Annotated in this window: 14 protein-coding genes and 1 riboswitch; of the genes, 8 read left to right on the top strand and 6 right to left on the bottom strand. The window is 63.1% G+C overall.

The window, feature by feature from the left end; all coding sequences use genetic code 11:
* Nucleotides 1–41: 41 nt before the first annotated feature.
* From JF70_RS05215 to JF70_RS05205, 3 genes are all read left to right on the top strand, one after another.
* Nucleotides 42–1238 carry a pyridoxal phosphate-dependent aminotransferase gene (locus tag JF70_RS05215; protein WP_045935532.1) on the top strand — a complete coding sequence of 399 codons (1197 nt, stop codon included), beginning with the start codon at nt 42–44 and terminating at the stop codon, nt 1236–1238.
* 116 nt (nt 1239–1354) lie between these two features.
* Nucleotides 1355–2731: an MFS transporter gene (locus JF70_RS05210; protein ID WP_231578862.1), complete on the top strand. Its 1377-nt coding sequence runs from the start codon at nt 1355–1357 to the stop codon at nt 2729–2731.
* A gap of 78 nt (nt 2732–2809) precedes the next feature.
* Nucleotides 2810–5047: an exo-alpha-(1->6)-L-arabinopyranosidase gene (locus JF70_RS05205; RefSeq protein WP_045935531.1), complete on the top strand. Its 2238-nt coding sequence runs from the start codon at nt 2810–2812 to the stop codon at nt 5045–5047.
* An 18-nt stretch (nt 5048–5065) separates the two neighbouring features.
* On the opposite strand, the gene JF70_RS05200 is transcribed toward JF70_RS05205, so the two are convergent.
* Nucleotides 5066–7324: a hypothetical protein gene (locus JF70_RS05200; RefSeq protein WP_156149605.1), complete on the bottom strand. Its 2259-nt coding sequence runs from the start codon at nt 7322–7324 to the stop codon at nt 5066–5068.
* A gap of 50 nt (nt 7325–7374) precedes the next feature.
* On the opposite strand from JF70_RS05200, the gene JF70_RS05195 reads away from it, so the two are divergent.
* The 3 genes from JF70_RS05195 to JF70_RS05185 all read left to right on the top strand — a co-directional run bounded on the left by JF70_RS05195 (nt 7375) and on the right by JF70_RS05185 (nt 14602).
* A complete protein-coding gene (locus JF70_RS05195; protein WP_231578861.1) occupies nt 7375–10779 on the top strand; it encodes a tetratricopeptide repeat protein in 3405 nt (1134 codons plus the stop codon).
* The gene (gene ligA / locus JF70_RS05190) at nt 10772–13336 is read left to right on the top strand and encodes an NAD-dependent DNA ligase LigA (protein ID WP_052690760.1); all 2565 of its coding nucleotides are present in this window, start codon (nt 10772–10774) and stop codon (nt 13334–13336) included. Before JF70_RS05195 ends, ligA begins: the two co-directional genes overlap by 8 nt.
* Before the next feature lie 69 nt (nt 13337–13405).
* The gene (locus JF70_RS05185) at nt 13406–14602 is read left to right on the top strand and encodes an Mrp/NBP35 family ATP-binding protein (protein ID WP_045935529.1); all 1197 of its coding nucleotides are present in this window, start codon (nt 13406–13408) and stop codon (nt 14600–14602) included.
* A 133-nt stretch (nt 14603–14735) separates the two neighbouring features.
* Here JF70_RS05185 and JF70_RS05180 read toward each other — a convergent pair whose 3' ends face one another.
* The 5 genes from JF70_RS05180 to JF70_RS05160 form a co-directional block, all read right to left on the bottom strand.
* Nucleotides 14736–16082 (bottom strand): MFS transporter, encoded by a 1347-nt coding sequence (locus tag JF70_RS05180; protein ID WP_045935528.1) that lies wholly within the window; start codon nt 16080–16082, stop codon nt 14736–14738.
* A gap of 202 nt (nt 16083–16284) precedes the next feature.
* Nucleotides 16285–17721, bottom strand: coding sequence for a type I glutamate--ammonia ligase (gene glnA, locus JF70_RS05175; protein ID WP_045935527.1), 1437 nt, complete (start codon nt 17719–17721; stop codon nt 16285–16287).
* Between the two features lie 145 nt (nt 17722–17866).
* Nucleotides 17867–18601, bottom strand: coding sequence for a DUF4191 domain-containing protein (locus JF70_RS05170; protein WP_045935526.1), 735 nt, complete (start codon nt 18599–18601; stop codon nt 17867–17869).
* A 48-nt stretch (nt 18602–18649) separates the two neighbouring features.
* Nucleotides 18650–20137 (bottom strand): dihydrolipoyl dehydrogenase family protein, encoded by a 1488-nt coding sequence (locus JF70_RS05165; RefSeq protein WP_082069413.1) that lies wholly within the window; start codon nt 20135–20137, stop codon nt 18650–18652.
* Between the two features lie 141 nt (nt 20138–20278).
* Nucleotides 20279–20905, bottom strand: a complete 627-nt coding sequence (locus JF70_RS05160) for a DUF3043 domain-containing protein (RefSeq protein WP_045935525.1) — start codon at nt 20903–20905, stop codon at nt 20279–20281.
* A 66-nt stretch (nt 20906–20971) separates the two neighbouring features.
* Here JF70_RS05160 and JF70_RS05155 point away from each other — a divergent pair, with 66 nt between their 5' ends.
* Nucleotides 20972–22348: a dipeptidase gene (locus JF70_RS05155; RefSeq protein WP_045935524.1), complete on the top strand. Its 1377-nt coding sequence runs from the start codon at nt 20972–20974 to the stop codon at nt 22346–22348.
* Nucleotides 22349–22375: 27 nt separating this feature from the next.
* Nucleotides 22376–22491: riboswitch (TPP riboswitch) on the top strand.
* A 49-nt stretch (nt 22492–22540) separates the two neighbouring features.
* Entirely contained in the window at nt 22541–23215 is a 675-nt protein-coding gene (locus tag JF70_RS05150; protein WP_231578860.1) for an ECF transporter S component, read from the top strand.
* Nucleotides 23216–23223 lie beyond the last annotated feature (8 nt).

Raw genomic sequence — 23223 nt, 5'->3', positions numbered from 1 at the left:
CGTTTAGGCGGTTGCTGGATCGGATGAGGAGCTGAAAAATCATGCATTTTTCTCACCGTACCGGGTCTGACCGCCCCAATCGCATAGCTCTGGCCGAGTCAGAAGCACGAGCCCATGGTCTCAAGTTAGGCAGGTTGAATGATTCCAATCCCACCCGTTTCGGACTGGCCCCGGCATTTCTGCCTCAGGTCTACGAGGCCGAACCGAGGGGGCCTCGTAAGGCTCGGCAGGCTCTGGCTGAGTTTCTGACCAAGCATCAGAGTTTGTACGGCAAGGATCGTGGTATTGCGGTTGATCCTGATAACCTCTACCTGCTCTCTTCCACATCCCAGGCTTATTCCTGGCTGATGAAGCTCCTCTGCGACCCGGGTGACGCCATTCTGGAGCCCAGACCGGGATATCCTCTGATTGAATCCATCGCCGGTCTGGAATGCGTCCGAACAATACCATACCGCCTGACCTATGACGGGTCCTGGGTCCTTGACTTGGCCACGGTAAGGCAGGCCCTGGAGGGGCCTGGAGGCGACCGTATCCGTGCCCTGGTCCTTATCAACCCCAACAACCCCACCGGTTCCTACATTCATCCGGAAGAGCGTCGGTCGCTGCTGGAACTCTGCCAGCGGCAGGGGGTGGCCATCATCGCCGACGAGGTCTTCTTCGGTTATCCTCTGGATCCCCTGCCGGGCCGTGCCCGGCTGGCTGGTGAGGATCGGGTGCTGACCTTCGCCCTGGATGGGTTCTCGAAGAGTCTGGCAGCCCCCCATGCCAAGTTGGGCTGGATCCAGGTTTCCGGGCCCGCAGACCAAGTAGCCGCCGCCAAGCGTCATCTTGACCTGATAGCCGATGACTACCTGCCCATGAGTCTTCTGATCACCAGGGATATGGAAGCCATGCTCTCGGATATTCCCGTTCAGACCAGCCGGGTGGGCAAGCGTATCAGGGGCAATCTCGAAATCCTCAGACAGACATTGAGCCAAAAGGAGTCCTGCGTCTCCCTGCTCAGGCCTGAGGGAGGCTGGAACGTTCTGTTGCGTTTTCCTCAGGTCATCGACGAGGAGGAGCTGATTCTTCGTCTGATTGGGTCCTACGGGTTGACTGGCCAGCCCGGATACTTTTTCGACATGCCAGGCAACGGATATCTGGCCCTGTCGCTCCTGCCGGAATCCTCGGAATTCCGCCGAAATGTGAACTCAGTCGTCTCAGCTATCGGAAAAATAACCTGTTTAGAACCCACGTAATGCACTGTTCGCTCCGATAATATATTCGGAACAATTGCCGGTTATGGAAGGGGGAGATTGGTACGGCTCAATGATGAGCCACTGATTGCAAGGCTGCACACGAAGGAGTGATAACGATGGTAGACGAAAATAAGGATCGAAGGGGAGGCCCAGCCGACGGGGCTGGTGCCCGAATCGGGGAAAACATCAAGGCCATGGCCTCTGTAGATGAGACCGGAGGTGCTGTGGCGAATCAAGGCGTGGATCCAAGCCTGGCTCCGGATACGGGCAGAAGGCTCAACAGCGCGGAGAAGGTCCGCTTTGCCATTGGGTTCGTCCTGGTATCCCTGCTCTGGGCCGCGCCATTTACCATGGGGTCCGGGGTCCTCCTGCCTCAGATTTTCAATTCCCTGCATGGAGTCAGCGCTGAAGCGGCTCTGGGGACGATGAATTCGATAGGCTGCGTGTTCGCCTTGGTGGCCAACGTTGTTTTCGGCGCTCTCTCTGACATGTCCAGGTTCCGAGTCGGCAAGCGCACCCCCTGGATCGTGCTGGGCGGCATCATCGGCGCCCTTGGCTTCCTGCTGGTCATTGAGTCCCATACGCTCCCCATGATCATTTTCGGCTGGTGTATTGTGCAGGTGGGCATCAACTGCTTGATAGCCCCGGCCGTGGCAGTCCTCTCAGACAGGATTCCCGAGTCGACCAGGGGAACCTACTCGGCACTCTATGGTGCCAGCCAGGTCATCGGCCAGCAGTTGGGAACCATCATCGGCAGCTCGTTCATGGGCAACATCCATACCGGCCTTGTAGTCGCCATGATCATCTTCCTCTTTTCCGGCATTCTCACCGTGCTGATCTGGCCCCGGGAGAAGTCGGCTGCCAACACGGTCGTGGAACGGACCTGGGCGGATGTCGGCCGGTCCTTCATACCGCCCACCAAGAATTGCCGCGACTTCTACCTGGCGCTTCTGGGCAGGTTCACCTTCGTCGTCGGCTGCTTCATGATTCAGGGCTACCAGCTTTATATACTGCAGAAGTACTGCCACATGAGCGATGCCCAGGCCGCATCCACACTCAAGGTCATGGCACTGATCTCGGTGGTGACAACCATCCTGGCCTCCGTGGTCTCGGGTCCGCTCTCGGACTTCCTGCACAGACGGAAGGTGATCGTAGCCACCAGCTGCCTGATCCTCGCCGTCGGCATACTCTTCCCCTTCCTGATGCCGACCGCCACGGGCATGTACTTCTATGCCGCCCTGGCTGGAATCGGCAACGGCTGCTACATGTCAGTCGACCAGGCGCTGAACGTCGACGTGTTGCCGAACGCCAAGGAGGCGGGTAAGGATCTGGGCATCCTCAACCTGGCCAATACGATCGGTCAGGTGATCGCCCCCGGGTGCACCACGCTGGTCATTGGCGTTTTCGGCGGCTACAGGATGATCTTCCCAGTCGCCATCGTCTGCCTGCTGGTGGGAACCGTCTTCATCATGATGATCCGCAAGGTCAAGTGAGTCTGAAAACCTGTAATCTGAACCTGTGCTGAGCCGCGGACCGGCTAATCGAACCCGAAAACTCGAAAGGAAAAAGACATGACAGAACAAACGCATACCAAAGCCAAGGATCTGGACCTGCAAGAGGAGGCCTCGCTGACCTCGGGGTCCGACTCCTGGCACCTGCAGGGGCTGCCCGACAAGGGCTATGAAGGTTATATGATCACTGACGGCCCCTACGGCCTGCGCAAGGCCACCGGTTCTGACGTCTACGGATCGGTTCCGGCCACTTGCTTCCCTCCGACCGCCGGATTGGCCTCCTCCTGGAATCCTGATCTGACCTACCAAGTGGGCCAGGCCATGGGCGAGGAGTGCGTCCAGGAGAAGGTGGCTGTAATCCTGGGACCAGGCATCAACATCAAGCGAAGCCCGCTGGGTGGCCGCAACTTCGAGTTTTACTCGGAGGATCCTGTGCTGGCCGGGCATGAAGCCGCAGGTCTGGTTGAAGGTGTCCAATCCAAGGGGGTTGGAACCTCTCTGAAGCACTTTGCAGCCAACAACCAGGAGACCGACCGGCTCAGGGTCAGCTCTGACGTGGACGTGCGCACCCTGCGCGAGATCTACCTGCCGGCCTTCGAATATGTGGTCAGGAATGCCAAGCCCTGGACCATCATGTGCGCCTACAACAAGATCAATGGCGTCTTCAGCTCGGAGAACCGCTGGTTGCTGACGGACGTTCTGCGCGGCGAGTGGGGCTACCAGGGCATGGTCATGTCAGACTGGGGTGCCGTCCACAACAGGGTCAACGCTCTGCAGGCCGGACTCAATCTGGAGATGCCGCCCTCCCGCACTGATGACCAGGTTGTCCAGGCTGTACAGGCTGGCAATTTGGACAAGGAGCAGCTGGACCAGATGGCTCAGGGGATCCTGGACCTGATCGACAAGGCCCGTCCGGCCATGTCCCAACAGGGTTATCGCTACGATGTCCAGGAACACAACAACATGGCCCGTCGCGCGGCCCAGGAGTCCATCGTCCTCTTGCGCAATGAGGACAGGATTCTGCCTCTTGATCCGAAGCAGAAAGTTGCCGTCATCGGCGAATTCGCCCGGACTCCGCGCTATCAGGGTGGAGGTTCCTCGCACATCACACCGACCGAGGTCTCATCAGCGCTGGATGGCTTCAAGGAGGCCGGTGTGAATGTGGACTTCGCACCCGGGTTCACGCTGGATGAGAAGGAACAGGATCCTGCTCTGACCCAGCAGGCGCTGGATGTGGCGCGCGGAGCCGACACCGTGGTGCTCTTCCTGGGATTGCCTGAAGATGCCGAGTCCGAGGGCTTCGACCGCACCAGCATGGATCTTCCCGACAAGCAGGTGGCTCTACTCAAGGCCGTGTCCGAGGTCAATGACCGGGTGGTCGCCGTCCTCTCCAATGGAGCCGTGGTGACTGTTGCCGACTGGATGGACAAGACCAAGGGCTTGCTGGAGACCTGGCTTTTGGGCCAGGAGGGTGGACGCGCCGTGGTGGATGTGCTGACCGGTGCCGCCAACCCTTCGGGCCATCTGCCTGAAACCATCCCGGTTCGGCTGGAGGACAACCCCACCATCACCTCCTTCCCCGGCGAGGAGGGTCACTCCCGCTACGGCGAGGGCGTCTACGTGGGATACCGCTACTACGACACCTTCCAGCGTCCGGTGGCCTTCCCCTTCGGATTCGGTCTGTCCTATGCCGACTTCGATCTGGATCAGGTTGCGGTGACCAAGACCGGAGCCAACTCGGCTCGGGTGGAGGTGACCGTGACCAACACCTCGCAGGTGGATGGCGCCCAGACCGTGCAGGTCTATGTGGCCCCCTGCGCCAGCCGGGTGAATCGGCCCAGTCATGAGCTCAAGGCCTTCACCAAGGTCTTTCTGAAGGCGGGACAGTCCAGCCGGGTGAGCATGGACTTGACCGAGCGCGACTTCGCTTACTGGTCGACAGCCATGGATGCCTGGCATGTGGAGGCGGGCACCTACCGCATCCAGGTGGGTACCTCCAGCCGCGATCTGGTTGCAGAAGAGAATCTGCAGGTGGATGGCGACGGCCGGTTCATTCCGCTGAATGCCGAATCGACCATGGCCGAGTGGCGCGAGAATTCAATCGGCGGACCTATCCTGCGCGATCGTATCGATCAGGATGGCATACCGCTGCCCGACGATCCCAACACAGCCCAGCTCTTCGACACCATGCCTCTGGCCTCGGTCATCACCTTGTCGGGTGGCGATGGCAATGGCATCGTGGCTGACATGGTCGACCGGTATCACCAGGCCCTCAAGCAGCAGGGTCTGGACTCCTGATATCACTGTCGGCTGGGCTCAGGGTGCTATAAACCAGACGGCTACGTTCATGGCCTGACTGAGGTCGAAGTGCTCCAGCAGGACCATGGCGTTGATGAACGTCAGGACCAGTCCAGCCAGACAGGCTAGTGTTAGCAGGCTCATGACGGCCGCTCCCGCTGAGGAGCGGCCGTCTTCGTATGTTGAGGATGCGGTGGCCATGACCACAACAGCAACCAGGCAGATCAGCCAGGCGAAATCGATACTGTAGCGCACCGAGAACCCGCCTAGGTAGGAGTCTGCAGCCATGACCAGGACTGCCAGAGCCAGGGCCAGGATCAAGGCGGGCATCCACCTCCGACGTTGCAGTTCCTTTCGCATCCTGGGCAGAGCAAGAAGTGCAAGGGTCAGTATGAGTACCGGTGTAGTGATCAGCAGCCCGCCCAGGCCGGGTTCGGTGAAGTGCCAGACCTGCATAGGAGCGGGGGAGAATTGCAGGTAGGGGAAGACCGGCAGGGTGGTCAACGGCTGCAGCAGGTAGTAGCCAAAGACCTGAAGCAGGCCCCGGGTGCCGGGATGATAGTTGGTCAGGTCCAGGACGGTCATCTGATACCGGTTGCCGAAGTCCAGCAGGGACCCGAAGCGCCAGCGGTTGTACCAGAGCAGGGGAGCGGCCACCAGGAGGACCGGCAAGAGGCCGCAGACCAGCAGGGACAGCGCCCGCCTCCGAGACAGGTCTGCAGGATGGCTCCTGCGCGTGAACAGGGAGTTGATGACTGCCCTTATTTCCTTGGCGAACAGAGGCAGCGCCAGCAGGCCTGCAGCCAGGAAGGTGGGTCGGCAGCCCAGGGTGGCAGCCACCGACAGCGATCCCAGGAAAAGCCGTGGTCTGGACAGATGCCAGGGTCGGTCCCCATCCTCCACGGTCCACATCCGTGTTGATCCACGACCCGAATGTTCGCCAGTGTCCGCAGACTGTCGCTGGACCCGTCTGGCCCCCATCCAGAGCCAGAGTCCCGTCATGACCGCAAGCAAGGAGGCATCGAAGGGAATCGTATAGAAGTTGCGGCGGCACCAGAGGTAGACCATGCCGGATCCTCCCAGCATGGTTATAAGGGCCATGCCGACAACGGCCAGGTTGACCCGGGGGAACCAGCGGGCCAGCAGGCGGATGGTGGCCAGGACGGTCATGATGGTGGCCGCCGCAACCAGCAGGGCTGCGGCCGAGCTGGTGGGCAGGGCATAGCCGCCCGGATGCACCAGGCTGGTTATCACTCGGTAGGGCAGGAAGAGCAGCAGCACCGGCAGGACACCGAAGTAGGAGTACCAGTGGCCGTTCCGGTAGACGTAGTCCCAATATATGGGTTGCTGGTCCTGGGCCAGCAGCGCGTTGCGGGTGGCTATGTCGAAGGGGTTTGCTGCCTGGGCCAGACCCGGTGCCTGGCCAAGATCCAGCCAGGGGCGTCCATGCAGCAGTGCCCGGGCCACGTGATCGTACTGGTTGAAATCGTAGACATAGGCATGCGGCTGGTGGTAGGCCATGGGAGTGAAGGTGGACAGATCGTGCTGGATGTTCCAGCAGGACCAGGCTGCCAGCGGAGCCAGAATCAGGGCCAGGACCAGGCGCTGGCCCACCGAGCCAGTATCCAGCCGTATCCGCCAGAGGGCCGAGCCGGGCAGGTAGCCCAGGATCAGCGCCGCCATGCAGGCCAGCATCAGTATCCGCGCCGGGTTGAGGTCCAGGGGGACCACCCTGACCGGAGTCATTCCGGTCAGCTCCAGCCGGGATCCGATGGGCTCCTGTATCCACAGTCGCATGGCCTGGATCCGGGCTCCGCTGGGTTTGCCCCTGATGCGCAGATAATGGCTGCGGGCCTGACCGGGGCAGATCAGCCCTCGAGTGCCCTGGGTCCAGTCCCTGTCGCCGACCAAGTGTAGGTCGAGACGTACATGGATCTGCGACAGGAATGAACCCTCGATGTCCTCTGCAAAGTAGGCCTGGGCGAAGGATGCCTGTCCATCTGCGACAGGGACATCCACCCAGGCGCCAGCCGGATCGGTGACTTTTAGACCCCCGCCATGCAGCCGGGACAGCCCTGGTCCCAGCCGGTCCGGTCGTGATTCAATGTTGTCTGCAGTCCCTGCCGAAGAGCCCGATGCGGAACCCGCCAGCGACTGCCAATGAGCCAGGTTGAATACCCCCAGTTCGAGGATGAGCACAACAATAAGTGCTACCAGCAGTCGGATGGTCGTGCCCCTGGCCGGGGCGGGGCGTCGCAGGGCTGGCAGAGTCATCACGGTTTTATTCTAACGGCGACATGTCGGGCTGGATTGGGACAATCAAAGGTATGTCCAAGAACGCGAAGAAGTCCCGGGGGTTCGGGAATCTGTCCGGCCTGGGCCGTTCCATTCTTTCCGCACTGGAAGGACTGGTAGGCTCCTCTCGGCCGACCACAGGGGGTCGCGGGGATCGTCCCCTGGATTCTTCGGTGGCCGACATGGTCAATCTGATCAACCGGACGGGGCGTCATCCTGACGATCGGCAGATGCGCGAATTTCTGGCCTCCCACAGCCGTATTCTGGGTATCGCTGTCAAGCGCCGGCTTTTTCCTCGGCTGCAGGGCGTGCCCGAGGGGCTGACGCTGGGCTGGGTCCAGTGGCCTGACGCGCCGGGCCGCGGCTTCGCGCTGGGGATCTTCACCGATCGTCGTCACTTTGCCCAGATCGCTCTGGCCGACGACCATGGCCGTGTCTTCATCGGCGAGCAGGGTCGGATGGACCTGCAGAACATGGAGCCCGCCTTCCTGCTGGGTCGGGAAGAGGAGGTGACCCTGGCCGACGGTCGCCGGCTGGGTCGTGATCCGGGTCAGGATTCGGGGCCGGTCCGCGCCCTCCAGGGTGCTGTAGCAGGCCGTGACGATGCCGGCCACATGCGCTGGCTGGCCTCCTGGCTGCGAGCCGATGGGCGCTATTCGCTTGAGCAGCTGCGTCCACTCCTGCCCCCGGAGATGCGCCTGGACCTGGAATACCGGGATGCCGTGGCCATCGCCTTCTTCGCCGCCTATCTGCTGCCGCGCATCCAGGGAACCTTCACCGGGTTCGGCTCGGGCAACATCTTCTACCGGCTCAACCGGGAGGCGCCCATGGGAGCCATCCGACGCAGCGTGGGCGACATGATCCAGGCGCGCTCCCACGGACAGCGGGTCTCCGGCCTGGAGGATCTGTTCGCCGACCTGATGCGCGAAGCCGGGGCCTTATCACCTGTCTCCGGTCTTGAGGCTGTTCACGGGGCCGAACCCCTGCATCTATACGCTTCCTCTTACTCCGGCGCCTACTTCCTGAGCTGGGACAACGGACTGGAGTTCACCGCCGCCCTTGCAGCCCTGCGCATCGAGGGCAATCTCAACAGGTTTGCTGCCGTCAGTGCCTGGCTGGAGCGCAATGCCCGCCTGGGGACGCTGCCCACTGAGGACTCGATCAACCGCGTCCAGGCAACCCGGCTGGACCAGGCACTGTTGGAAGATCCTGCCATTGTCGCCCTGATGCGCCCGGGAGACTATCCGATTCGCTTCGACCCCCTGGAGGACGATGGGCGGACCGCCATCAACGCCATGGTCGGCAAGGCCGCAGCAACCGCTGCCATGGTCCGTCAACAGGCTCCCCAGGCTCTGCCGGTGCGAGCGGACGGCCAGGGTCAGGAGCCGGTGCGTTCCGAGTGGGTCTACCGGCAGACGCTGTCCATGCTGATGCGATCCCTGCGGCTGCCCTTCCGCTTCGATGTGGAGTTCAGATCCAACCTCGCCCAGGGGAAGGTGGCCCTGGCTTTCACTGCGGCAGGACGCACCATGATGCCATCCAGCCGCTATGAGGACCAGTCACGGGCCTGGCGGGACCTGGACGACGGCGAGCGATCCGCCATGAGCGCTGACTACAACCTGCGCGTCGGGCTGATGATGGCCGCCCTGGCCTTCGGGGTGGATCCTTCCGTGCGCGAGGTCAGCCTGCAGATCGACTCAATCGGTCTGGAGGAGGCTGTCGACCAGCAGAACTCGGCCATCAGGACCATGATGGGACAGGCCCTGGAGGCCTTTGAGCGCATGCGTTCCGGCGAGGTGGCCCCCACTGGGTCCAAGGCTGATCCCAAGGATGGCGACGTGCACGGCGATCCCACCAAGCCCATTGCCTCACGTATGGCTCCTGAGCAGCAAGAGGGCAATGAGGAGGACAAGGCAGGGGATCAGGGTGAAAAGGAATCCGTGGATCGAGAGTTCAAGGATCTTATGCAGGGCGTGGACCTTGACTCTGCCGCCTTTGCGCCGCCGTCGTCAGCCAATGATGATGCATCCAAGGAGGATGCCTCGGATGAGGATGCCTCTGCGGATCAGACTGACGAAGGTGCATCCCAGAATCCGCTCAGCGCCCTGCAGAGCAATCCGACCATTCGCACACTGGTCTCGGTGGTCTTCAGCAGGGAACTCCTCCTCTCCCGCATCCGTTCGCAGGGGCTGAAGGATCCACGTGCCATCTACCGCTTCTTCGATGCGGCCATGCGGGTGGATTCCCAAGGCGGACTCAAGCCCACCGAGGCTGTCTTCGACATGCGCGATGACCACTTCAGCCCTCATGGCAGCCAGGAGGAGCCCGAGTTTTCGGAGGTGGCCTTTGCCGACAAGTCTGCCAAGGCCCTGGGCGCGCATAAGGCCGTGGACCTTTCCATCCAACGGGCCGACCTGCTGCAAAGGGCTGTAGGAGGTTTCCATCAGCTGGCCTCGGACCGGACCATGACTTCGGCAGCCAAGGCCCAGGAAGCCACGAGCATCATAGAAAGCATCGGTGACCCGGAGCTGGAACAGCTATCACCACAGGTTGCCAGCGCCATGATTGACGGCACCCCTGTTCCAGACTTCGACTTCTCCCTGTCCTCACAACTGGACAAGGAGCGTGTCAGGGCCCGCGATCTGCTCTTTTCCGGCGGAGCGGCCCAGGGCATACAGGTGGAGCAAGACGCTATCGCTCATCTGGATGCCGTCTTTGCGGCCGAGGGCCAGGTGCCCCGCTACTTCAATTCCTACGCCGAGCGGGTGGTCTATAACCGCCTCTTCGCCACACCGGGGGAGCGTACCCTGCTCATTCCTGACAACCTCTTCTACGCCCACCTGGAGATAGCCGACCTCCTGGCCCAGCTCAAGGAGGACCAGGCAGCCCTCAAGCATCTGAACGCCATGGTGGCCTATGCGCCCGCCTACCCGCTCTCCCACCTGAAGCTGGCGGTCATGCTGGCCAACCGGGAGGACTGGGATTCGGCCCGGGCTGCCACCCTGAACGCCCTGCGGGTGGCTCTGGACCGGGACGATGCCTCCTTCGCCTACTACCGTCTGGCCTATGCCTCATGGATGCGCGACGAGTTCGACGTGGCTGCAGCGGCCTATCTGATGAGCGAGCACATCAGTCCCGACCGGATACCGGCCCTCAAGAGTGAGCTGGCCGAGCTGCAGGCCAGGGCCCGCTCCCAGTGCGTTGTCCTGCCCGAAGACCACAGGCAGGCTCGCCGGGTCCTGGCCGAACATGGCCTGCCGGTCTGGCCTCACACTGAGGTGGCCTCCATAGTGCGCCAGGCCGCGCGCATCTGTGTGGACGGTGGGCTCTTCGTCCCGGCCCGGACCCTGTCAATGGCGGCCGCCAGGATGAACGACGACGATAATGAAGGTGTTGATGTGGTACAGGCACAGTTCATGAGGTCGCTCAATGCATGACGGAACAGCTCAGAAAGATATTCAGCAAACCAGTGATGAGGGCGGGAATGCCGAGTCCAGGCCCAGGCCGGGCACTGACCGATGGATAGCCTCCCTGCAGCCTGACGATGCTGATGCCATGCGACTGGGGGAGCTGGACCTTGACTCCTTGGGAGCCCAACAGGCCCAGCGTCTATGGTCCAGGCTGGCCGCCTGGGTGGAGTCCGACCAGGTCGCCTACTACATAGACGATGCGCCGGTCTCCTCCGACGCGGCCTATGACGCCAGGATGCGTTGCCTGCAGGAGCTGGAGTCCCGCTTCCCAAGCCTGGATACCCCCCAGTCGCCAACGCACCGGGTCGGAGGGACCTTCTCCAACGACTTCGCCTCCGTCCGCCACCCCTCCCGGATGCTCAGCCTGGATGACGTTTTCAGCGTCGCCGAGCTGCGCCAATGGTATGACGGGCTTCGCAACGAGCTCGACTGGCCGCAGGACAAGGCCCTGCCCATGACCAGCGAGGTCAAGATCGACGGCCTGGCCCTCAACCTCCTCTACCGCAACGGGGTCCTGGAGCAGGGCCTGACCAGGGGGGACGGGGTTACCGGCGAGGATATCACCCTCAACGTCAGAACCATTCCGGGCATTCCCCAGAATCTGTCGGGCCCGGCCCGCGACATCCCCGAGTTCGTGGAGGTCCGTGGTGAGGTCTTCATGCGGTTCGACGACTTCAATGCCCTGAACGAGCAGCAGGAACAGGAGGGCAAGGCGCCCTTCGCCAACCCCCGCAATGCCGCCGCCGGGTCGCTCAGGCAGAAGGATCCGCGCATCACCGCCAGTCGCCGTCTGAGCTTCTACGCCCATGGCCTGGGCTCCCTGAGGTGGGGCCCGGCCCATCCCAAGGGGACCCACGATGAGGTCATCGACCAGTCACAGGCCTACGACCTCTACAAGCAGTGGGGGATTCCGGTCTCGCCCCACAACCGGGTTGTCACCTCCTTCGATCAGATCCTGGACATGATCGACTATTACGGTCAGCACCGCAATGACATCGAGCATGCCCTGGACGGCATCGTGGTCAAGCTTCAGGACCGGGATCTTCAGCGTAGGCTTGGAGCCACCTCGCGTGCCCCCCGCTGGGCCGTGGCCTACAAGTACCCTCCGGAGGAGGTCAATACCCGGCTTCTGGACATCACCGTCCAGGTGGGCCGGACCGGGCGAATCACCCCGGTGGCGGTTCTCACCCCGGTTACCGTGGCAGGTTCCACAGTATCCAGGACCACTCTTCACAACGCCTCCGAGGTCAAGCGCAAAGGCATTCTGATCGGGGACACGGTGGTGGTCCGCAAGGCTGGCGATGTGATCCCCGAGCTGGTCGGACCGGTCGTCGAGGCCAGGAAGGGGCGTGAGAAGGATCTGAGGCCCTTCGTCATGCCCGAGACCTGCCCCAGCTGCGGCGCCCGCCTGGCCCCGGCCAAGGAGGGCGACGTGGACATCCGCTGCCCCAATGTGGAGTCCTGCCCGGCCCAGCTGACCGAGCGGATCATTCATATGGCCTCGCGGAAGGCCCTGGATATCGAGCATCTGGGGGAACAGAGCGCCATAGCCTTGACCAACCCCGATGAGAACCGTCCCGATTCCGTGGAGGTCTATGCTCCCGGCCTGCGCGAGGTCCTGGTCGACCAGGGCGGCCAGGCAGCCCCCTACCAGCCGGACCCGGACCTGAGGCTTCCACCATGTCAGGATCCGGTTCTGACCAGCGAGGCGGGCCTGTTCGACCTGAAAGTGGAGGATTTGCGCCAGGTCTATGTCTGGCGTGAGGTTCCCCTGATGGAGCAGGTGGAGGTCGAAGGCCGACAGGGGCACACTACAACCAAGCGTCGGACTGGCGGCAGCGGTCTCTGGTACCGGGTGCCCGCCTTCTATAACCAGGGCGAACGGGCCATGAACAGTCATGAGACCCAGGCCCAGGAGGCCGCCCTGGGCACTGCCGATGCCCAACCCTCCAGGAACACCCTGCAGATGCTTGAAGAGATCGACAAGGCCAGGCATGCCGACCTGTGGAGGGTCCTGGTGGCCCTGTCCATACGGCACCTGGGACCGACCTCGGCCCGAGCCATAGCCACCCGCTTCCCGTCGCTCAAGGCCGTGGAGGAGGCCAGCGTGGCGGACCTGTCCGAGCTGGACGGGGTGGGCCCGGAAATTGCGCACTCCATTCATGACTGGTTCCAGGGTGCGCGACAGCCCGGCGACTGGCGCGGGCGCATCCTGGATGCCTGGCAGGCCGCCGGGGTGGGCGCTCACGTGGAACGCAGCACCAAGCCGCAGACCCTGAAGGGCATGACCGTGGTGGTCACCGGCAGTCTGGAGGACTTCTCCAGGGACTCCGCCAAGGAGGCCATCGTGGAGCGCGGCGGCAAGGCCTCGGGGTCCGTCAGTAAGAAGACCACCTATGTGGTGGTGGGCGCCAACCCGGGCTCCAAGGCTGACAAGGCCGAGAGTCTGGGCCTGCCCATCCTGGACGAGGCGGCTTTCCACCGACTGCTTGATACCGGCGACCCCAGCCCGGTCCAAGCCTGATTGTGACATTCGCAATATCCGACCAGCCGCGCCCTGGCAGCCGATGGCTGGGCGCGATATGGTGACGGCATGGAACAAGTAGAGCATCGCAAGGAAGGGACCCGGAATCTGGAGGAGCTGCCTCGAAGAATCAAGGGGGAGGTCTATGAGCGGCTCAGCCGGGTCATCGATCCGGAACTGGGACGGTCCATCACCGATCTTGGCATGATCACCGACATCATCGTCGAGCCAGCCAGGGATGCCCAGGCCGACTACGAGGTGACCGTACGGGTGGAGCTGACCATCAAGGGATGCCCATTGTCGACCACCATCACCAACCAGATCAATGGGACCGTGACCTCCTACCCGCGAGCCCGGCTGCGCCCGCACATCGATGTCTCCTCCATGAGTCGGGAAAAGCTGGACAACCTGGTGGCCGACCTCAAGGCGGCCCGGCGCAGCAATCCCTTCTCCAAGCCTGGCGTGGGCACCCGCATCTTCGCCATCGCCTCCGGCAAGGGGGGCGTGGGCAAGTCCTCGGTGACGGTCAATCTGGCTGCCACCTTGGCGGCCCTGGGCTATGACACTGCCGCCATCGACGCTGACATCTACGGATTTTCCCTGCCTGGGCTCTTCGGCGTGCACAGCCGGCCCACCAATCTGCATGGCATGCTGATGCCGGTGACCGCCTGGGGGGTCAAGCTGATCTCCATCGGCATGTTCGCCGGGTCGGACCGGGCCATTCTCTGGAGGGGTCCGCGCCTGCAGCGCTCGCTGGAGCAGTTCCTCTCCGATGTCTGGTGGGGGGACCCCGACGTGCTCCTGCTGGATCTGGCCCCAGGCACCGGGGACATGGCCCTGTCCGTGGCCCAGGCCCTCCCCAACAGCCGGCTGATCGTGGTCACCACCCCCCAGCCATCGGCCTCGCAGGTGGCCGTGCGTTCAGGGTTGGTGGCCCTGCAACTGCCCACCAAGGTCCAGGGTGTGATTGAAAACATGTCCTGGTACGAGCACAATGGCGAGCGTCTGCGCATCTTCGGTCAGGGGGGAGGCCAGCGTGTGGCCGACCAGCTGACCCGGGATCTGGGGTATCAGGTGCCCCTGCTGGAGCAGCTGCCCCTGCAGACCGATCTGCGCGAGTCGGGGGAGTCCGGACGTCCGGCCGTGCTCAGACCAGATGGTTCCCTGGACGATTCTCCGCTGACCAGACGGTTTGTGGACCTGGCCAAGACCCTGATGGCGGGTTCGGAGCCCGGCGATGCCCATAGGGCAGCCGATGAAGACTGACTTTAAACGAGGACTGACTCTCAAGAGGTAACTCAGTCTGTCGGACTGGTCATTGAGGGTATGCCTTTTTGACCGCTCTTCGAATCGACCGCCCCTCAAAAGTTGTTGGTCCGGTGCCGTGCCTTGCCCGAGGTCAGACGGCGGCCGGGCTCTTCTGGCTGGTGATCTGCCGCGAGGGGATGGCCAGGAACCAGGGGACGGCCAGCACGACCAGGCCGATGGCGCACATGGCCAGGAAGGGAATGGCCTCATGCCCGGCCAGGATGTAGGAGGCGAACATGGGTCCCACGATGTAGCCCATGGAAGCGGCGGTGTTGAGCAGGCCGAACATGCGCCCGCTGAACGAGGGTCCGGCCAGCTCGGCGGCCACCACCGGCTGGGAGATGCCCATCATGACCTCGCCCAGCCCGAAGATGGTGATGCCCAGGGATGCCACGCTCAGGGCGCCGGCAGTGGAATCCAGGCGCAGGCCCAGGACGATGATCACCCAGGCCGCAGCCCAGAAGACCGGCACGGTGCGCAACATTCGCACATGGTTGGCGTCCTTGAGGCGGGGCAGCAGCACGATGTTCATGATGACCACCGAGAAGGTGTTGACCACATCCACCACCGACAGGGACCAGCGGGGGATGTGCGGATCTGAGATCAGGGTGGTGACCAGGCCGGCGTCGAACTGGGAGTAGCCGAACAGGTCCATGAAGAAGGTGCCCAGGGTCAGCAGGGCCATGGATGCCAGCACCCTGGTCAGGGAGCTGGTCCGTCCGCCGAAGGTGCCGTTGATGGCCATGCTTGCTTTGTTGTCCGACTGCTTAGTCTGCAGGGCGCCGATGGCCCCAGCGGATTCCTGGACGATCTCCCGCTCCGCCTGGGCCTTGAGCTCGGCCGTCAACCGACGCAGCTGCCAGTGGCGTTCGATGACCAGCAGGGACAGGCTGAGCAGGGCGAATCCCAGGGCCCTGCCGCCGAAGCCAATGCGATAGAGGAAGTCCTGACCGCCTGCGGCCAGCAGTCCGCCCACGGCCGCTCCCAGGCCGATGCCCAGGTTGAGCTCGGCCTGGTTGATTCCGTAGACGATCCGGTGTTGCTCCCTGGTGGAGATCTGCGTCAGAATGCTGGCCCAGGAGGTCTGCATGCCCATTCCCAGGCCCGAGACGAAGGCGCCCGCCACCGCTGCCCGGTAGTCGTGGGCCATGGTGAAGATCAGGGGGCCGATGACCGAGAAGATCATGGCCGTGTGCATGGCCAGCCAGGAGGAGCGACGGTCCGAGACCCATCCGATGATGGGGTTGGAGATCAGGGAACCTACCGAGCTGATGGTCACCAGAAGGGCGGCCTCGCTCATGGTGGCGCCCAGGGAGTGGGTGGCGAAGAGCAGTTCGATGGGCATGACCAGGCCGATGCCGAAGTTGCACATGAGGTCCACGATGAGCATGGCTCGCAGATATACGGGCAACTCCATGAACTCACGCAGCCAGCGCATCGGTCTCCACCTCCATCGGATCTGTTTGCATACCTCTCCTCATTCTGGCCTCACCGCATGCCGGTATGCCGGGGCTGGCGTGTTGCCATCAACGGGCGAATGCCGATGGTTGTGTGACGACGCAAAAGGCCCGACCCCTCAGCAGGAAGGATCGGGCCTTTTGCGACCTGTCCGGTCAGCCGGCCTTGGTCGTCATGCGAACTCAGATGTGGAAGTAGAGTTCATACTCCAGGGGGGTGGGGGCCAGACGGGTCTGGTCCAGTTCACCGCGCTTCAAGTCCAGCCAGGTCTGGATCAGGTCGTCGGTGAAGACGTCGCCCTCGCTGAGGAAGTCGTGATCCTCCTCCAGCGCGTCCAGGGCCTCCTCCAGGGAGCCGGGCACCTGCTTGATCCGGGCGTGCTCCTCCGGGGGCAGCTCATAGAGGTCCTTATCGATGGGGGCCGGGGGCTCGGTGTGGTTGAGGATGCCGTCCAGTCCTGCCATCAGCTGGGCCGAGAATGCCAGGAAGGGGTTGCAGGAGGGGTCGGGAGCGCGGAACTCGATCCTCTTGGCGGCAGGAGAGGTGCCGGCCAGGGGGATGCGGATGGCCGCCGAACGGTTCCGGGCCGAGTAGACCAGGTTGACCGGGGCCTCGTAGCCGGGCACCAGCCTCTTGTAGGAGTTGGTGGAGGGGTTGGTGAAGGCCAGAACGGACGAGGCATGCTCAATCAGACCGCCCACATACCAGCGGGCGATGTCGGAGAGACCACCGTAGCCGTTCTCGTCGTAGAAGAGGGGCTTGCCATCCTTCCAGAGGGACTGATGGCAGTGCATGCCGGTCCCGTTGTCCCCGGCGATTGGCTTGGGCATGAAGGTGGCCGCCTTGCCGGCCAGGGCGGCGGTCTCGTGGACCACGTACTTGTATTTCATCAGGTCGTCGCCAGCGTGCAGCAGGGTGTTGAAGCGGTAGTTGATCTCCTGCTGGCCGGCGCCGCCCACCTCGTGATGTGAGCGCTCCAGAATCAGGCCCACCTTCTGCAGGTTGGCCACCATGTCGTCGCGCAGATCCTGGTAGTGGTCGATGGGTGGTACGGGGAAGTAGCCCTTCTTTACCCGGTTCTTGAAACCGATGTTGTCGGAGCCGTCCTCCTCGACATCCACGCCCGAGTTCCAGGGGGCCTCGATGGAGTCGACCTCGTAGAAGGAGCGCTGCATGCTGTTCTCGAAGCGGACCTTGTCGAAGATGAAGAACTCGGCCTCGGGAGCGAAGGAGGCCGTGTCGGCGATGCCTGTGGAGCGCAGGTAGGCCTCGGCCTTGGAGGCGATCTGCCGGGGGTCGCGCGAGTAAGGCTCGTCGGTCACCGGGTCCACGATGGAGAAGGCCACATTCAAAGTGCGGTGGCGCCGGAAGGGATCCAGGTAGGCTGTTTCAGGATCCGGAATCAGCTTCATATCGGATTCGTTGATGGCTTGGAAGCCTTGGACGGAGGAGCCGTCGAAGGCCATGCCGTCCGTGAAAGCCTCTTTGAGGAATTCGCTGGCGGGGACGGTGAAGTGCTGCTGGACCCCGATCAGGTCCGTGAACCTGACTGAGACATATTCCACGCCCTCCTGGTTTATCAGAGCTTCGCAATCGGCCTTTGACTTCAGTTCTCTCACTGAACTGCTCCTTTCGTGGAAACCGTAACGGTCCCCCAGTCTAGGGGACCGGTTTTTTCGGCAATGCGCCACTGAGGTTACGGGGGTGTTTCATGCGAAGGTCCCGGCGCCTCCCTGGTGGAAGATGCCGGGACCTTGGAAAACATCAACGCCCGCGCATGGCCTTGCGGCTGACGTGTATCCTGGTCGGATCGATGCCCTTGGGCATTCCCAGGGCGTTCTGCCGCTTTTGCAGGGTGACCAACCGGTCGTTCAGGGTCTCCAGCTCGGTGGCGGTCAGCTTGATCTTCTTCTTGACCACAGTGCGCTGGAGCTTGTTGAGCGGGACCTGGTCTGGGCCGTGGCCCACGCTGATCCGGTAGATGGGGATGGCAGACCCGCGGGTGATGCGGCGGATCTTCTCCTCCTCGCGGTTCATGGCCTTGTTGACGCGGTTGTAGTCGCCCTCGGCTATCAGATAGACCCCGGTGCGACCGGTGCCCCTCCAGATGGCATCCTTGGTCTTGGCGTCAATCCAGACGGGTTCCTGGGGGAAGGAGAAACCTGCCTTGGAGATGCTGCTCAGGACGGCGGCGGCAGCGCCTGGACGACCCTCCATCTTGGCGTAGCCGACACGGTCTGATCGCCTGGTCAGGGTCATGGTGGCCAGAAGCAGGCCGACCATGATGCCCAGAAGCACGGTCAGGATCCAGGACAACCAGCCGAAGTGGGCCAGCAGGCAGATCACCACTGCTATCAGGGTGGGTACCAGAATGGCCGCGGCCAGCAGCCAGGGAAGGGCCTTGTCCTCTTCATAAGTGAATCGGTAGATCTTGACGATCTGGCTGATCGTACTGGTCTTCTTTTTTGCTTTTTTGCCCTTGGTGTCCTCTGTAGCCATGCCATCCTCACTCGGAAACGTTCACTGGTTGACCAGTCTACCGCATGCCTACCGCATGTTCAGGGGTCTGCCGTCAGCCTTGAGCAGGGCCTCTCCAATGGCTTCCGAGAAGGTGGGATGGGGGTGGATGAGCCCGGCCGCCCGGTGCAGGGGAATCTGGTTGCCCACCAGCTGCTGGGCCTCGGCGATGTTTTCCGAGGCCTGGGGGGATACCATCTCCAGACCGACCACTATCTGCTTCTCCATGTCGGTGGCTTGGCAGGCGGTGATCAGACTGAGGGTGCCCTGCATGCCGCTCATGCGCATGCGCGAGTTGGACATCATGGGGTAGATGGTCTCCTTGACCTGATTCAGTGATGGATCGTCCTCGGCCTCCTGACGGCTGAAGCCCACAGCTGCGGCCTGGGGGGAGGAGAAGACCACGCGGGGGATGGTGGCCTCGTTGACCGGCTCGGGGTCCAGACCGGAGGCGGCATCGGCCAGGGTGATGCCCTGCTGGAAGGCCCTGTGGGCCAGGTGGTGACCCGGGGTGATGTCGCCCAGGGCCCAGACCCGGTCACGGCTGGTGCGTCCCTGGGAGTCGGTCAGGACCTGGCCATGTTCGTCCAGGTCGATGCCCAGCTCCTTCATGTGCCTGGGATCGGTGTTGGGGTCCCTGCCGATGGCCACCAGGACCAGATCAGTCTCGATCGTTCCCGCCTGGCCCTTGTCGTCCGTTGGCTGGTAGTCGACCTGGATGCCTCCATCAGCGGGTAGACGGTGCCCGCCCGAACAGCGGGCATGGGTGATGATCCGAATCCCTTGACGCTCCAGCTCCCGGGTCAGGATCTGACCGGTCCGCCGCCCCCAGTGGGAGAGGACCCGGTCCCGCCTGACCATCAGGGTCACTTGGCAGCCGGCTTGATTCCAAATGGTGGCGAATTCCAGGGCCACCGCACCTGAGCCGATGATCAGTGCCCGGCGGGGGAAGGGCTTGAAGGTCAGGGCCCGGTCGGTGTCGATGACAAGATCATCGAAGGGGAGTTCCTCCAGGGCCCTGGCATGAGACCCGGTGGCCAGGATGGTGTCACAGGTGGTCAGGCGGGTTTGATTGCCGTCAGCATCGGTCACCTCCACCAGGCCGTCGCCGACGATGGTGCCATGGCCGTGCACCACGGTGATGCCACGCTGCTTCAGCAGGCTCGACAGGCCTCCGGTCATGGCATCAACCATCCGGTCCTGATAATCCTGGAGCTTCCGGTAGTCGATATCGGCCGACTTGACGTTGATGCCCATGGCGGCCCCGAGGTCGGCCTGTTCGAGAACCTGGGTGGCGGTCAGCAGGGCCTTGGTGGGGATGCATCCCCGGTTCAGACAGACACCGCCAACAACAGGGTCCTGCTCGACCAGGGCCACCCTTCCGCCCAGCTCTGCCGTGCGAAGGGCCGTGGCATAGCCGCCTGGGCCGGATCCGATGATGATGGTGTCGTACTGGCGGCTGTTGGCATCCCAGGGGTCTAGGGACTGCGTACCGGGTTGGTTGATCGATTGCTGCATAACAATCAATGCTAGCCGTAGAGGCTGGGAGAATGAAGACCATCAGCAGAATGTGGAGTGAATACGAAGAACGCCCGGAACCTCAAGTGGAACCGGGCGGCGCGGCTAATCGATGGGTCGGTAAGTCAGGACAACCGGCTGTCACTTGGGCCAGTGCCCACGCTTGCTCTGGCTGGGCTTGGGGACCCGCCAGCGCCGGACCATCATGGCCCGTTGCCAGGCATAGGAGGCCGAGCGGGAACCCTTGGCCACCGAGCGCTCGCCGAACTTGTCGATCAGCAGGCGCTTGAGTTTGCGCCACATCAGCCAGGTGTCGACCAGGGCCACGATCAGGTAGCCATAGAGAAGGATGGTCACCACCATGGTGAAGGTGGCGTAATGCTGCGGACCCACGAACATGCCCATCAGGGTGGCCACGAACATGAGGATGATGGCCGGGAAGATCCATTCCAGCAGATTGAAGCGGGCATCCACATAGTCGCGGATGTAGATCCTCCAGGGCAGGCGCTCCGACTTGGGCATGTGGTCGATGTCACCGGTCCTCATGGCCTCGTACTGGGCATCCTCACGGGCTCGGATCCGGGCTTTGGCGGCCTTGCGCGAGGCCTTGCGGTCCTTGGGGACCAGCGGACGCAGGTTCCGGGCCTCGGCCTGCTTGCGCTTGGGTGTGGGGCGTCCCTTGCCTCGTACCTCTTCAGCGGAGGCCGTCTGGTCCGCCTCCGCCTCTTTGTCCCGTCGATCCTTGCGTGAGAAGGGGTTCCATGTCATGCGAACAGGTTACGGTGACGCCTAGACTCGCAAGCATTGATACGCAGGCAATTATAGGAGGTAACCATGGCGGAACTGGGCCTGGAGACGATCCGCACCCGTGTGCAGGACGATAGGAGCCGGATCGTCGATCTGCTCAGGGACAAGATCGCCCTGGCCTCGGTCTCGGCCAAGGGAATCACCGGGGATCACATGCGGCGTTCGGCCGACTATGTGGCCGGACAGCTTAGGCAGGTGGGCGTGGACGCCCGTGTGGTCCAGGCCGCCAATCCTGACGGGACCCTGGGAGCCTTCGAGGTCATCGGATCCCGGCAGGTGGATGCCAATGCCCCGACCGTCCTGCTCTATGCCCATCACGACGTACAGCCGGTGCCCGATCCCTCCCAGTGGTCCACTGATCCCTTTACCGGCGTGGAGAAGGATGGACGGCTCTACGGACGCGGATCGGCCGACGACGGCGGCGGCATCGCCATCCACTCGGGTGCCCTGCATGCCTTGGGCAAGGACCTGCGCGTCAATGTCAAGGTCTTCATCGAGGGTGAGGAGGAGATGGGCTCGCGCAGCTTCATCCCCTTCCTCCAGGCTCATCGGGACGATTTCGCCTCGGATCTGATCATCGTGGCCGACTCGGGCAACTGGTCGGCGGACACCCCGAGTCTGACCACCTCACTGCGAGGGAATGCGGACCTGGATGTCACGGTCACAGTCCTGGAGCACCCGGTCCACTCCGGGCAGTTCGGCGGGCCCATCCTGGATGCCAACACCCTGGCCGCCATGCTGATCGCCTCCATGTATGACGACCAGGGTCAGCTGGCGGTGCCCGGCCTGGAGGGCGGACAGCCCATCGGCGGCCTGCAGCGTGACCTGGACCAGGCCCAGCTGCGTGCCGATGCCGGCGTGGTGGACTCCTACCGGCTGGCCGGAACCGACTCCCTGGCCTCCCGGCTCTGGACCAAGCCGGCGGCGGCGGTGATCGGCTTCGATGCCCACCCGGTGGAGGGTTCCTTCAACGTGCTGGCCGATAAGACCCGCTTCCGCATTTCCCTGCGCACTGCGCCCACCCAGCGTCCTGAGCAGGCCGCGCAGGCACTGGCTGATTTCCTGATCGCCCATGCTCCTCAGGGGGCCAGGGTGGAGGTCACGCCCGGCGACATGGGCATGGGATGGGCCATGGATGCCGACAGCCCGGTGGTCCGGCAGGCCGAGGAGGCCATGCGGCAGGCCTTCGGACGCGACCCGGTCAACAAGGGCGAGGGCGGATCCATCCCCTTCATTCCCGAACTCAAGCGGCTCTTCCCTGAGGCTCAGGTTCTGGTGACCGGCCCCGAGGATCCCCAGTCCAACGCCCACAGTCCGAACGAGTCCATCTCCCTGCAGGGGCTGGTCGACAACATCATCACCGAGGCCCTCCTGCTGGATTCCCTGGGCGCGGGTCAGAACTGACTTTTTGGCCACGGTGTGTTCTAGGGTTATAGGTGACACGGGGGCCGTATGCCTGAGGGCGTGCGGCTGAGAGGAGGCTCAGCCTCAACCGGACGAACGTTTACCGGGTAATGCCGGCGCACGGATGTCACTGGACCCGTGCCTGAACGGGATGGCGCTCATAGGGAGCGCCCCGAGGAAAGGCACAAGATCATGACCGATGGTCATTTCATGAACAATACTGTTTCCGGATCGGAGCCGGAGTCTGAGCGGACCCCCTCCCAGGTCAGGATCCCCTCCAAACGGTGGAGGGTGGTGGATATCGCCGTCGCCTCGGTCATCGGGGTGGCCTCCGCCGTCATCTACTGGGTGGTCGCCATGGTGACCACCATTCCCTGGTCCTTCCTGGATGGGGTTGTGCCCGGTCTGGGAGGTATCCTCAATGGCCTCTACCTATTCGCCGGGCCCCTGGCTTTGGTCATCGTACGCAAGCCGGGGGCTGCCGTCTACGCCGAGCTGGTGGCAGCCATCCTGGAGTCGCTGTTGGGCAGCCAATGGGTGCCTGTGGAGACCATACTGATCGGTCTGCTTCAGGGCTTCATGGCCGAGCTGGTCTTCATGCTGCTGCGTTATCGGCGTTGGAACATGCCCACGGTGGCGCTGTCCGGTGGGGCAGCTGGTTTCGGCTGCTGGCTATATTCCTTCTGCACGCACCTGCAGGCCATCAACCTGACCGGCCCCTACGGGGTGATCTATCTGATAGCCACCCTGATTTCGGGCGCGCTGATCGCCGGAGTGCTGGTCTGGTACCTCTACAAGGCCATCGCCGCGACCGGGGCCCTGGACCGCTTCGCATCCGGCCGCGATATTCGCATGGCCGGGAAGTAGAGGATCGG

Origin of the sequence: Bifidobacterium mellis, from assembly GCF_000967265.1 — a bacterium.
Taxonomy (GTDB): Bacteria; Actinomycetota; Actinomycetes; order Actinomycetales; family Bifidobacteriaceae; genus Bombiscardovia; species Bombiscardovia mellis.
The sequence above is the reverse complement of the archived record's forward strand: the minus strand, read 5'-3'. Positions and strand labels throughout refer to the sequence as shown.

Excerpts from the sequence above, each read along its gene's own strand:
- JF70_RS05215 (WP_045935532.1), top strand. The coding sequence starts at position 42 with ATGCATTTTTCTCACCGTACCGGGTCTGACCGCCCCAATCGCATAGCT.
- JF70_RS05210 (WP_231578862.1), top strand. The coding sequence starts at position 1,355 with ATGGTAGACGAAAATAAGGATCGAAGGGGAGGCCCAGCCGACGGGGCT.
- JF70_RS05205 (WP_045935531.1), top strand. The coding sequence starts at position 2,810 with ATGACAGAACAAACGCATACCAAAGCCAAGGATCTGGACCTGCAAGAG.
- JF70_RS05195 (WP_231578861.1), top strand. The coding sequence starts at position 7,375 with ATGTCCAAGAACGCGAAGAAGTCCCGGGGGTTCGGGAATCTGTCCGGC.
- ligA (WP_052690760.1), top strand. The coding sequence starts at position 10,772 with ATGCATGACGGAACAGCTCAGAAAGATATTCAGCAAACCAGTGATGAG.
- JF70_RS05185 (WP_045935529.1), top strand. The coding sequence starts at position 13,406 with ATGGAACAAGTAGAGCATCGCAAGGAAGGGACCCGGAATCTGGAGGAG.
- JF70_RS05180 (WP_045935528.1), bottom strand. The coding sequence starts at position 16,082 with ATGCGCTGGCTGCGTGAGTTCATGGAGTTGCCCGTATATCTGCGAGCC.
- JF70_RS05170 (WP_045935526.1), bottom strand. The coding sequence starts at position 18,601 with ATGGCTACAGAGGACACCAAGGGCAAAAAAGCAAAAAAGAAGACCAGT.
- JF70_RS05165 (WP_082069413.1), bottom strand. The coding sequence starts at position 20,137 with ATGCAGCAATCGATCAACCAACCCGGTACGCAGTCCCTAGACCCCTGG.
- JF70_RS05160 (WP_045935525.1), bottom strand. The coding sequence starts at position 20,905 with ATGACATGGAACCCCTTCTCACGCAAGGATCGACGGGACAAAGAGGCG.
- JF70_RS05155 (WP_045935524.1), top strand. The coding sequence starts at position 20,972 with ATGGCGGAACTGGGCCTGGAGACGATCCGCACCCGTGTGCAGGACGAT.
- JF70_RS05150 (WP_231578860.1), top strand. The coding sequence starts at position 22,541 with ATGACCGATGGTCATTTCATGAACAATACTGTTTCCGGATCGGAGCCG.